Origin of the sequence: Thiocapsa rosea (assembly GCF_003634315.1) — a bacterium.
GTDB classification, from domain to species: Bacteria; Pseudomonadota; Gammaproteobacteria; order Chromatiales; family Chromatiaceae; genus Thiocapsa; species Thiocapsa rosea.
The window spans coordinates 1535103-1547420 of sequence record NZ_RBXL01000001.1; the positions used below are offsets into that span (position 1 = coordinate 1535103).

At 62.5% G+C, this 12318-nt stretch carries 9 protein-coding genes; 7 read left to right on the forward strand and 2 right to left on the reverse strand.

Annotated elements, in window-relative coordinates; all coding sequences use genetic code 11:
* Nucleotides 1-339: 339 nt before the first annotated feature.
* On the reverse strand, nucleotides 340-1404 hold the full coding sequence (gene hemE, locus BDD21_RS07045) for a uroporphyrinogen decarboxylase (protein ID WP_120796553.1): 1065 nt from the start codon (nucleotides 1402-1404) through the stop codon (nucleotides 340-342).
* Between the two features lie 582 nt (nucleotides 1405-1986).
* Here hemE and uvrD point away from each other — a divergent pair.
* From uvrD to BDD21_RS07080, 7 genes are all read left to right on the forward strand, one after another.
* Nucleotides 1987-4161 carry a DNA helicase II gene (gene uvrD / locus BDD21_RS07050; protein WP_120796554.1) on the forward strand — a complete coding sequence of 725 codons (2175 nt, stop codon included), beginning with the start codon at nucleotides 1987-1989 and terminating at the stop codon, nucleotides 4159-4161.
* Between the two features lie 158 nt (nucleotides 4162-4319).
* Entirely contained in the window at nucleotides 4320-5534 is a 1215-nt protein-coding gene (locus BDD21_RS07055) for a 30S ribosomal protein S1 (protein ID WP_120796555.1), read from the forward strand.
* A gap of 112 nt (nucleotides 5535-5646) precedes the next feature.
* Nucleotides 5647-6732, forward strand: coding sequence for a TRAP transporter substrate-binding protein (locus BDD21_RS07060; protein ID WP_120796556.1), 1086 nt, complete (start codon nucleotides 5647-5649; stop codon nucleotides 6730-6732).
* Nucleotides 6729-7940, forward strand: a complete 1212-nt coding sequence (hemW, locus tag BDD21_RS07065) for a radical SAM family heme chaperone HemW (RefSeq protein ID WP_120796557.1) — start codon at nucleotides 6729-6731, stop codon at nucleotides 7938-7940. Before BDD21_RS07060 ends, hemW begins: the two co-directional genes overlap by 4 nt.
* Nucleotides 7941-8085: 145 nt before the next feature.
* Entirely contained in the window at nucleotides 8086-8286 is a 201-nt protein-coding gene (rpmE, locus tag BDD21_RS07070) for a 50S ribosomal protein L31 (protein ID WP_093192065.1), read from the forward strand.
* 378 nt (nucleotides 8287-8664) lie between these two features.
* Nucleotides 8665-9603: a malate dehydrogenase gene (gene mdh, locus BDD21_RS07075; RefSeq protein ID WP_120796558.1), complete on the forward strand. Its 939-nt coding sequence runs from the start codon at nucleotides 8665-8667 to the stop codon at nucleotides 9601-9603.
* Nucleotides 9604-9817: 214 nt separating this feature from the next.
* Nucleotides 9818-11113: a citrate synthase gene (locus tag BDD21_RS07080; RefSeq protein WP_120796559.1), complete on the forward strand. Its 1296-nt coding sequence runs from the start codon at nucleotides 9818-9820 to the stop codon at nucleotides 11111-11113.
* 320 nt (nucleotides 11114-11433) lie between these two features.
* Here BDD21_RS07080 and BDD21_RS07085 read toward each other — a convergent pair whose 3' ends face one another.
* Nucleotides 11434-12042 (reverse strand): hypothetical protein, encoded by a 609-nt coding sequence (locus tag BDD21_RS07085; protein ID WP_120796560.1) that lies wholly within the window; start codon nucleotides 12040-12042, stop codon nucleotides 11434-11436.
* Nucleotides 12043-12318 lie beyond the last annotated feature (276 nt).

Below are 12318 nucleotides of genomic sequence, written 5' to 3' on the forward strand. Positions count from 1 at the left end.
GCACCAAAGAAAGCCTGAAAAGGGGGCGAAGGCAAATGTGACATGCAAGCCCTGCTCGTCGGGCTGCAAATCCCACGTGGGTTGCGCCGCCTCTCGGCCGGTGCCGCAGTGCGGAAAGATCGGCGGAAGTCAGGTAAGCGAATCTGAGAAATCCGTGACGAGATAATATCGGAAACAACAAAGGGTTTGGAAGCGGATCGGTCACTGGGTCCGTAAGCTCAAGCCGAGCCATAGACGCCCTTTCGAAAAAATATCCTAAACCGCGTCTTCACCGAGGGCGTGGGCTCACGCAACCGCGAGCCCCAGTCCTAAAACATCCTTTATCTCACCGGACGCGGTTTAGCGGTGGTAGGACCGACTGAGTTCGTGCACTGCCGCGACCATCGCCCCCGCGTGCTCAGGATTCACGTCCGGCGTGATCCCGTGTCCGAGATTAAAGACATGGCCCGGACCCTTACCGTAGCTGGCGAGCACGCGCGCGACCTCTTCGCGAATCCGCTCGGGTGAGGCGTAGAGCGCGCAGGGATCGAGATTGCCCTGAAGCGAGACGCGGTCACCGGTCAGGATGCGTGCGTCGGCCAGATCCGTCGTCCAGTCCACACCGAGTCCGTCGCAGCCGGTATCGGCCATGTGGTTCAGCCACTGACCACCGTTCTTGGTGAAGAGGATCACCGGGACGGCGCGTCCTTCCGACTCGCGGTTCAGACCCTCGACCACGCGCTGCATGTAGGCCAGGGAGAACTCGCGGTAGTTGGCCGGCGCCAGTGCCCCGCCCCAAGTGTCGAAGATCATCGTCGCCTGCGCACCGCGAGCGATCTGAGCGTTCAGGTAGGCGACCACGGCATCCGCTGTCTTGGCCAGCAAGGCGTGGAGCAGATCCGGACGGTCGAACATCATCCCCTTCACATGCGAGAAGTTCTTCGCACCGCCGCCCTCGACCATGTAGGTCGCGAGCGTCCAAGGGCTGCCCGAGAAACCGATCAAGGGCACGCGTCCGGCGAGCTCGCGTCGAATCGTCGACACGGCATCCATCACGTAGCGCAGCTCGTCCTCCGGATCCGGCACGGCGATCCGATCCACATCGGCCTGCGTGCGCACCGGCCGCTCGAAATGCGGTCCCTCGCCCTCGGCGAAATACAGACCCAGCCCCATCGCGTCCGGCACCGTCAGGATGTCTGAAAAGAGGATGGCGGCATCCAGCGGAAAACGCTCCAAGGGCTGCAGCGTGACCTCGCAGGCAAGCTCCGGGTTCTTGCACAGATCCATGAAGCTGCCGGCCTTCGCGCGCGTCGCACGGTACTCGGGCAGATAACGGCCTGCTTGGCGCATCATCCAAACCGGCGTGTATTCAACGGGTTCGCGCATCACTGCACGGAGGAAGGTGTCATTGATGAGTGGCGTCATGAAGCAGGACCTGGGCAGTCGAGGAAGAAGAGTCTCGGTGGTTCGGGCGCCCATTCTACTACGGGTTTCGCTCGTGACGAGGTTGTGAAGGACCCGCGCGCTCAAGTTCAGCGCTCCGGTGCGAACGCCGGGTCGCGCGGCAGGCGAACACCGACCGCTCGTCGGGGGGCAGGGGCACATCGGCCGACTGTATAAGTCTGTTCACGGCAGGGTCTCGAACTCTGTGGATAAGGTGTGATCATTTTGGCGACCTTTTTCTGCACACCGGTTACGCACAGGTTAAGCAGCCATCGGGGAACACCCAAGAATTGCTTCAGACCCTTGAAATTGAATTATTTTTAGACACGGACGAGTTATCCACAGCGCTTATTAAGATTACTGTCTTTTTATTTAAACTAATTTGAATAAGGATCCGGCCGGAAAACCGGCCGATCCCGCCCGCACGGCTCTGTTAGTCATCCAACAGTCTGTATTAATAAGTTTTTCTGCCGCAGCACCACGTCTGGCCTTGTCTACTCCCCGCGTTAAGCCAGCCGACAACAACACATGTCATGCCGGAGCTGGTTTAGTAGAATCCAGGCGATGGATGTCTCCGCCCTACTCGATCCCCTGAACGACGCTCAGCGCGCGGCTGTCGCCGCAGAGTCCGGTAACCTTCTCGTGCTCGCCGGCGCCGGGTCGGGGAAGACTCGCGTCCTGGTCCATCGCATCGCCTGGTTAGTCCAGGTGCAGCAGGTCCCGTCCTACGCCGTTCTGGCGGTCACCTTCACCAACAAAGCAGCGCGCGAGATGCGCGGCCGAATCGAGACCATGCTCGGCATGCCCATCGGCGGGATGTGGGTCGGTACCTTTCACGGGCTCGCCCATCGCTTTTTGCGCGCGCACTGGCAGGACGCCGGACTCCCGCAGCATTTCCAGATCCTGGATTCGGACGACCAATTCCGCCTGATCAAGAGGATCCTCAAGGCGATGCAGCTTGACGAGGCGCGCTGGCCGCCGCGTCAGGTACAGGGTTTCATCAACAAACAGAAGGACGAGGGTCTGCGGCCGAACCACCTGGACGGCGGCGGCGATTTCTTCACGGACAAGATGATCACGGTCTATCGCCAGTACGAGGAGGAGCGCGCACGCTCGGGTCTGCTCGACTTTGCCGATCTTCTGCTCAAGACGTTGGAGCTGCTGCGCGAGCGTCCGGATATCCTCGGGCACTACCAGCGACGCTTCGCGCATATCCTGGTCGACGAGTTTCAGGACACCAACGCCATTCAGTACGCCTGGCTGCGTCTTTTGGCCGGAGCGAACGACAACCTCTTCGCCGTCGGCGACGATGATCAGTCGATCTACGGCTGGCGCGGCGCGAAGGTCGAGAATATCCAATCCTTTCAACGCGATTACCCCAACACCCAGGTGATCCGGCTGGAGCAGAATTATCGATCGAGCGGCAACATCCTGGCCGCAGCCAACGCCCTGATCGCCCACAACCCGACTCGGCTCGGCAAGAATCTCTGGACCCAAGACGGCGAGGGCGAGCCGATCCGACGCTACACGGCCTTCAACGAGGTCGACGAGGCGCGTTTCGTCGTGGAGAGGATTCGGCGCTTGACCCAGACGGAGGGTCATCGGCGCGACGAGTGCGCCATCCTCTATCGCACGACGGCCCAATCACGTCTCTTCGAAGAAGCGCTGATCCAGGCGCAGATCCCCTATCGGGTCTACGGCGGATTGCGGTTCTTCGAGCGCGCCGAGATCCGCGATGCTCTCGCTTATCTGCGCCTGGTGGCCAACCCGGACGACGATGCCGCCTTCGAACGCGTGGTCAACACACCCAACCGGGGCATCGGCGCCCGTACCTTGGATCTGTTGCGCCAGCAGGCGCGCGAGACACGGGTCTCGCTCTGGCGGGCGGCGGCCGATCTGACCGGGACATCGGTCCTGGGCCCGAGGGGCGGTGCCGCACTGCTCGGCTTCATCGATCTGATCCGGGACCAGCGGGGTGCGCGCGAAGGTCTGCCGCTGCACGCGCTGGTGACCGCCTTGATCGAAGCGGCCGGCTTGCCGGATTTCTACAAGAAGAACAAAGACGGCAAGGGCCAGGATCGGGTGGAAAACCTGGAGCAGTTGGTGGATACGGCCGCGCGCTTCGAGGAGGACCTGCACGAGGAAGAGAGCGACGCGCTTGCGGTCTTTCTTGCGCATGCCGCACTCGAAGCAGGCGATACTCAAGCCGACGGTTTCGAGGACAGCGTCCAGCTCATGACCCTGCACAGCGCCAAGGGTCTGGAGTTTCCGGTGGTCTTTCTGGTCGGGCTGGAAGAGGGCCTCTTCCCGCACAGTCTCTCGGCCGAAGATCCGAGCCGGCTCGAAGAGGAACGACGGCTTTGCTATGTCGGCATGACACGCGCGATGCGCGAGCTTTACGTGACCCACGCCGAAAGCCGACGGCTTTACGGCCGGGAGGAGTCCCCGATGCCCTCGCGGTTCCTGCGCGAGGTCCCGCCGGGATTGGTCGAGGAGGTCCGGGCGCGCAGCGCGACCCGCCGCGCGACACCCACCCCGAGCGCGAGCTTGACGTCGATGTCGAGCGGCGATGCCGGTCTCTTCAGGCTCGGCCAACGCGTCGTCCACCCGAAATTCGGCGAGGGCGTGGTCCTGAACAGCGAGGGACGCGGCGCCGCGGCACGGATTCAGGTCAATTTTCAGAAGGCCGGAGCCAAATGGCTGGTCCTGGCTTATGCTCGGCTCGAGCCAGCGGGTTGACGCGCCGTGCTCGTGTTTAAGCACGTATCGTTCGACCACCGCTGTGAGGCGCGCTCGAATTTAATCTTCGCCGAGCCTGCGATCATCCCGACACAACACATCTCACTCCGGACGCGGTTTAGCCGCGACCCTCAACCCGACGACGGCACTCCGCAATCATGTCCGAACCCAGCTTTGAAGACCTCCTCAAGCAATTCGACCAGACCCATCCGCAGTCCGGTGCCGGGGGGGCAGCCGTCGGCGACAAGGTGCGGGGTGTATTGGTGTCGATCGGCGAAGAGTTCGCCTTCGTCGATCTAGGAGGCAAATCGGAAGGCCGCATCGAGGTCTCGGTCCTCAAGGATGACGAGGGCAATCTAAAGTCCGCCGTCGGCGACACCATCGAGACACATGTCACCGGCAAGGACGAAGACTCGGGGATGCTGCTGCTCGGCAGCCAGCACGGTCATCGCTATCACGGTATCGAAGAGGTCGAGGGTGCCTACCGGCAGGGGTTGCCCGTACAAGGCCAGGTCAGCGCGGCCGTGAAGGGTGGTGTCGAGGTGCAGGTGGCCGGGTTGCGTGCCTTCTGTCCGGCCTCTCAGGTCGACATCCGCTTCATCGAAGACCTCTCCGAGCTGGTCGGCCAGCGCTTGGATTTTCGCATCACCAAGTTCGAAGGCGGCCGACGTCCGAATCTGGTGCTGTCGCGCAAGGTCCTGCTCGAAGAGGAGCAGCGCCAACGCGCCGAGGAGACCCGCGCGCAACTGCACGAAGGCGCGGTCTTGTCGGGGATCGTCACCTCGCTGAAGGACTACGGCGCGTTCGTGGATATCGGCGGTCTCGAGGGCATGATCCACATCAGTCAACTGGCCTTCGGTCATGTAAAGCATCCGAGCGAGATCCTCAGCGTCGGCCAGTCGGTCGAGGTCTCGGTCCTGCGCATCGAGCCGCCGAGCGGTCCGAAGGGCCGGGAGAAGATCGCGCTCTCGATCCGCGCTCTCGCCCGCGATCCCTGGCAGGAGGCTGCGAACAGCTTCCCCGTCGGTCAGCGGGTGAGCGGCAGGGTAAGTCGACTGCAACCCTTCGGTGCTTTCGTCGAGCTTGCCCCCGGGATCGACGGCCTGGTCCATATCAGCGAGCTTGGCGCCGGGCGCCGCGTGAACCATCCGAGCGAGGTGCTGAACGTCGGCGACCCTGTCGAGGCAACCGTCCTGGGCGTCGATTCGGAGCGGCGTCGGATCAGCCTATCGCTTGACGAGACCAAAGCGGGCGAAGCCGGGTGGCAGGCGCCGGGCGGCACGTCCGACGTACCGGCCGCGGAGGTGCCGGAGAAGACCATGGGCAGCTTCGGCGCGCTTTTGCAGGCGTCGTTGAAGAAAGGCCAATCGTAAGTCTCCTCGGGCCTTTGCGGACACGAAATGCGGTCCGGGACCGATGTCGCGTTCTGCCCTCGGCCGCGGTATACGACCAACAAACCATCAAGAAGCAGACTGGAGGACGGGGATGCAACGCCGCGATTTCATCAAAGGGGTTGGTGCCGGCTCGTTGGCGGTCGGGGCGCTGGCCGGCGGCATGGGGTCGGCTCATGCCAAGGCCGAATACAGGTGGAAGATGGTCACGACGTGGCCGAAGAACTTCCCGGGTCTCGGCACGGGGGCGAACAACCTTGCGGCTTTGATCGGCGAGATGAGCGGAGGCCGGATCGAGGTCAAGGTCTTCGGTGCCGGCGAGCTGGTCCCCGCGTTCGAGATTTTCGATGCGGTCTCGCGCGGAACCGCCGAGATGGGTCACGGCTCGGCCTATTACTGGAAGGGCAAGAGCGAAGCCGCTCAATTCTTCTCCACCGTGCCTTTCGGCCTGACGGCGCAGGAGATGAACGGCTGGATTTACCATGGCGGCGGGATGGAGCTTTGGTCCGAGCTTTACGCGCGGTTCGGCTTGGTGCCTGCGCCTGCGGGAAACACCGGCGTTCAGATGGGCGGTTGGTTCAACAAGGAGATCAACTCGGTCGAGGATCTGAAAGGCCTGAAGATGCGTATCCCCGGGCTTGGCGGCGAAGTGCTGGCGCGAGCCGGCGGCACCCCGGTCAACCTTCCCGGAGGCGAGCTGTTTACCGCACTACAGAACCGCACGATCGATGCCACCGAGTGGGTCGGACCTTACAACGACCTGGCCTTCGGTCTCTACAAGGCGGCCAAGTATTACTACTATCCGGGTTGGCACGAGCCGGGCACCATCCTGGAGGCAATGATCAACAAAAAGGTCTACGACGGGCTACCCGCGGATCTGCAATCCATCGTCATGAACGCCTGCAAGGTGGTCAATCAGGACATGCTCGCCGAGTACACTGCGCGCAACCCCGTCGCGCTTCAGACGCTCATCACCAAGCACAATGTCGAGCTGCGACGGTTTCCGAACGACGTCATCCTCAAACTTCGGACACTCTCGGAGGAGGTTGTCGCCGAGATTGCACAGAAGGACGAGTTCTCCTCCAAGGTCTATAGCTCCTACAAAAAATTCCTCAGCCAAAGCAAGGAGTGGAGCCGAATCGGGGAGTTGACCTACCTGCAGGCACGCGATCAGGCGTGACCGAATCCGCAAGCAGCAGCAGCGGCGGCGCGCAGGCGTTGCCGCTTGCGCTTTACGTGCACACCCCTTGGTGTGTCAGCAAATGTCCCTATTGCGATTTCAACTCGCACGCCGCGCCCACCCCGCCGTTCGAAGACTATGTGACACGCCTTCTGGCGGATCTGGATCTGGAGCTCGATCGGCCCGGTGCACGCCGGCCGCTGAGTTCGGTCTTTATCGGCGGCGGAACACCCAGCCTGTTTCCCGGCCCGGCCGTGCGGCGCCTGCTCGACGGGATTCGGGAGCGTGCGGACGTGCTCCCCGAGATCGAGATGACCCTGGAGGCGAATCCGGGAACGCGCGATGCGGCCCGTTTCGCGGACTATCGCGAGGCGGGGATCAATCGGCTCTCGATCGGGGTGCAGAGTCTTTCGGCAGCTCGTTTGCGTGCGCTGGGCCGGATCCACGGACCGGACGAGGTTGACGAGACCCTGCGGATGGCCCGCGCGGCGGGCTTCGACAATATCAATCTGGACATGATGTTTGCGCTACCCGAGCAGGACCTCCCAGAGGCACGGCAGGACCTCGAAGGGCTGATCGCTCTGCAACCCGAGCACATCTCCTACTATCAACTCACCCTAGAGCCCAACACGGCGTTTTATGCGAACCCGCCTGCCGTGCCGGATCCCGACCTGGCCGCCGACATCGCCGAGCAGGGCCTCGAGGTCCTGGAACGGGCCGGCTACCGACGATACGAGGTCTCCGCCTATGCGCGGAATGGAGCGCGCTGTCGCCACAACCTCAACTACTGGGAGTTCGGCGACTATCTCGGGATCGGTGCGGGCGCCCACGGCAAGCTCACGCAGGAGAGCCCGGAGCGAGGCGGCCGGCAGGTGTCGCGAACCGCGAAACACCGCCATCCCTCGGCCTACCTGAACGCCTCCACGGACGGCTTGGAGACCTTGGACAGCTTGATCAGCAGCACGCGCATCCTTGACGAGCAGGATCGGGTTTTCGAGTTTGCACTCAATGCACTGCGTCTCGTCGAGGGATTCCCGTGCGCTCTTTTCACCCGCACGACGGGACTGCCTTGGTCTTACATCTCGAACATCCTTCAGGGCGCGGAGCGCGACGGCATGGTCCGGATCCTCGCCGACCGCGTCGAGCCGACCGACCTGGGTCTTCGTTTTCTCGACGACCTTGTCGCGCGCTTTGCGCCGGGGTCGTGATCGCCGCCTGTGCGAGGAGCAGGGGTCAGGCAAAGATGGTCGAGCCGCAACATCTGGTTGCGGGGTTGTACCCGGGGTTGTATCCTACCGCGTTCCATTGATTTTTCAGCGCCCGATCGGGGCCAATGCCAACGCCAGGGTCATCATGAAAGAAGGAATCCATCCCAACTACGCCGACGTCAAGGTGGTCTGCAGCTGCGGTAACGAGTTTACGACCCGCTCAACCTTGGGCAAGGAGATGCACGTCGAGGTTTGCTCCTCTTGCCATCCCTTCTACACCGGCAAGCAAAAGGTTCTCGACACCGCCGGGCGTGTCGACAAGTTCAGGCGCAAATACGCGCGCTGATGCGCTTGCACCGGGCGCTGCCCCGCCCGGCGCATTCCGGCTCGTCGACCGAGTCCCCTCCCCTGAGCGTGACGCTCACCTGTCTCGGATATGCCGCCTGGCGCATCCGCGCTACTCGACCATCCCGCCTGAGCATGATCCCGGCACGATCCCGGCCAGCCGCGGATTGTGCGGCTATTTGCTTGGGTCGAATCTCCGCCGTGCCACCGGTCGATTGCCTGACCCGATCGAGCGACCCCGCGAGTGGCGGGTCACGCACGCGACTGCCGGTGTAAGATAGGCCCCGGGGCGCAGTCCGACTGATCCCCTCGAGGCCACGGCGACGAGGCTGGTCCGCGCGACCGTGGTCAACGGACCACTGATCGGAGAAACAGTCACGTGAACAAGATCACCATCATCGGCGCTGGCCGAGTCGGCGAGACAACCGCGCAAATCCTGGCCGAGGAGGAGCTCTGTCGCGAGATCGCACTCATGGATGTTCGCGAGGGGATCCCCGAGGGGGTCGCGCTGGATATCCTCCAAATGGCACCCTTCTTTGAGTTTGATTGCTCGATCAACGGCAGCAACGATCCTCAAATCCTCAGGGATTCCGATCTGGTCATCGTCACCGCCGGACTTCCGCGCAAACCAGGCATGTCCCGATCCGATGTGCTCGAGGCGAATGTTCGCATCATCGACGGCGTCACCGATCAGATCATGCAGTACGCGCCCGATGCGATGGTGCTGATCGTCTCCAATCCGGTCGATACACTCACCTACCGGGTGGCGCAACGCACCGGCTGGGACCGCAATCGTGTCTTCGGACAGGCCGGTGTTCTCGACGCCTCGCGCATGGCCAGCTTCATCGCTCAGGAAACCGGTTTTTCGGCGCTCGACATCACGACCATGGTGCTCGGCGGGCACGGCGACACGATGGTGCCCGTGCCGCGTTTTTGCACCATCAACGGGATCCCGATCTCGCACTTCATCTCCGAGGAGCGTATCGCGGCCATCATGGAGCGCACCCGTCAAGGCGGCGCCGAGATCCTTGCCTTACGAAAAACCTCAAGCGCCTACGACGCGCCGGGGGCCGCGGTTGCGGCGATGGTCGACGCCATCGTCAACAACCGCCGGCGGCTCCTCTCCTGTGTCGCGCTGCTCGAAGGTGAATACGGCGAGAGCGATATCGCGATGGGCGTTCCCTGCGTGCTCGGCGAGCGGGGCATGGAGTCGATTGTCGAGCTGGATCTGAATGCGCGCGAACGGGCGGACTTCGACCGCTCGGCAAGCGCGGTGCGCGCCGACATCGAACGCCTGAACAGCCTGTCCCTATCATGACGTTGGGCCGAAAATTGCTTAGGTCCGTCGAGCCCACCGGCACCGCGTCGAGGCGTCTTGTTCGAAACCGCAGCGCGGATCGGCACCCACGGATCATGTCGCGACCATCCCGGCACATCGGCCTTGCGTGTCGTTACGCCGTTGTCGAGACTCGAGACCAATAGACCAACGCCGGCCGGGGCGCTAAGCCCCAAAGACGGCCAGGAGCGAGCTTATGGCGAACCAAACGATCACCATCACCAACAACGTCACGGGCGAGAGCTTCGACTTCCCGTTACGCTCCGGCAGCGTCGGCCCGTCGGCCGCGGACATCTCATCGCTCTACAAGGAGGCCGGGATCTTCACCTACGATCCCGGTTTCATGTCCACCGCCAGCTGCCACAGCGCCATCACCTACATCGACGGCGAGGACGGGATCCTGCTCTATCGGGGCTATCCGATCGAGCAGCTGGCGACCAAGGCGAGTTTTCTCGAGGTCGCCTATCTCCTCCTGTATGGCGAGCTGCCCGTGGAAAAGGAGTTGGTCGGGTTCGAAAAGCTGATCACCCGCCACACCATGCTCAATGAAAACCTGAAGGATTTTCTCAACGGTTTTCACTACGACGCCCATCCCATGGCGATCCTGATCGGCGTTGTCGGATCCCTCTCCGCCTTCTATCACGACTCGCTCAGCGTCAACGACGCACGCCACCGCGAGATCTCGGCGCATCGTCTCATCGCAAAACTCCCGACCATCGCTGCTGCGGCCTACAAGCACAGCATCGGCGAGCCGATCATGTATCCCCGCAACGACCTGCGCTATTGCGCGAACTTCCTGCACATGATGTTCGCCACGCCCTGCGAGGTCTACAAGCCGACACTCATCGCCGAGAAGGCGATGAATCTGCTGTTTATCCTTCACGCCGACCATGAGCAGAACGCCAGCACCTCCACGGTGCGCCTCGCCGGCAGCTCAGGTGCGAATCCCTTCGCCTGTGTCGCGGCGGGTATAGCCTCGCTTTGGGGTCCGGCGCACGGGGGTGCGAACGAGGCCGTCTTAGACATGCTCCACGAGATCGGGGATGTCAAGAATGTGCAGCGCTACATGGAAAAGGCCAAGGACAAGGACGACCCGTTCCGGCTTATGGGTTTCGGGCATCGCGTCTACAAGAACTACGATCCGCGCGCGAAGATCATTCGCGAGGTCTGCCACCAGGTGCTCGAAGAGCTCGCCGACAACAATAACCCATTGTTCGAATTAGCGATGAAGCTCGAAGAGATCGCGCTCAGCGACGCGTATTTCGTCGAGCGGAAACTCTATCCGAACGTCGACTTTTACTCCGGAATCATCTACCAAGCGCTCGGGATACCGCGCAACATGTTTACCGTGATGTTCGCGGTTGCACGCACGGTCGGCTGGGTGTCGCATTGGATGGAAATGATGTCCGACCCCAACAACCGTATCGGCCGCCCCCGTCAGATCTACCATGGCCCCACCCAGAGGGACTATCTGCCGATTTCCAAGCGCTAAACCGCGTCCAGAGCGAAATGCGTCATTTTCACTTTGTGTTCGGCGTCGGAGGTTTCCTCGATCTCGGCGAGACGCGGTTTAGGTGATTTCCGGGAAAGGATCTACCGACAGAGCGGGAACCAAGGTCAGTCGTCGAAGGTTCTACTCGTTGTCGTTGTCGTTGTCGTTGTCGTTGTCGGATTCCGGACGAACCGATCCTTCCTTGCACATCCGGTCGGCTGGAAGCACCGTCGGCGTCACTTCCGACCCATCGTCTGCGCAGTCGGGATGTTGATTCCCGGAAATCGCCTTAGAGACGTGCCGCACCGACGGGCGCTCTCTCAGCCGCCCATCGAGACGAGACGAGCCACTTCCTGACGATCCGCTCCGCGCTGCGGGCGCTCGGTCACGGGATCCAAGGGGGGATTGCGCAAGGCCCGTCGCGGCAGCACCGTCAGCTCGACAGGCAACTCTCCGGCCATGAAGCGAAAGACCGGGTGAAGGCAGCGCACGCCGCCGGGATAACGCATCGATCGCTCGGCCTCGCGCCAGGGAATGCGCATCTCGAGCAGCGTAAAGATCACGTCTTCGGTGCGATCTGCAAACAGCAACAGGTCGATGCCCGACCCGCAGCCAAGAGCACCGCTGAGGGCACCGCCGATCAACCGCGGCGAGAAGTGTTCGAGCTGCTGCATCGCTTCAAGGGCCGCGGCCCGGAGGCGTTGCAACGCCTCCTCGTCGGCCCGGCCCATAAAGAGCCGACGCTGGGCGAGAACCGCATCTTGTACCGCCTCGTTGCTCGGCCAATGCCGCCGATCCGGCACTCCGACACGTTCGGCCGCCTTCCGTCTGGCCCTGTCGTAGTCCTCCATGCCTTGGTCGAGGACGATGCGAGCGGCCTCGTAGGCAAGTCGCTCGCGCTGGGCGTCGATCCGTTCTCTGGTCGGCATGGCGTACCTCACTCTGTTGTGCCCGGTATCGGCGCATCGTTCATGCGCTCAAAGCCCGCGCATCGGCGTGGAGCCTGTCTATAATGGGGCCGAGCCGAGGCTCGCCCCGGTGCGGGGTTCGAGCGTCCCCGGCAAGGCCCTCCGGCGGCTCGGAGACGCGCGCGGCGAGCCGGATTAAATCGCGTCCAGAGCGAGATGTTCATTTTCGAGCAAGTTCGATGTTTGCCGCATCCACAACCATTAGCGGGGACGCGGTTTAAAATGATATATTTTTTA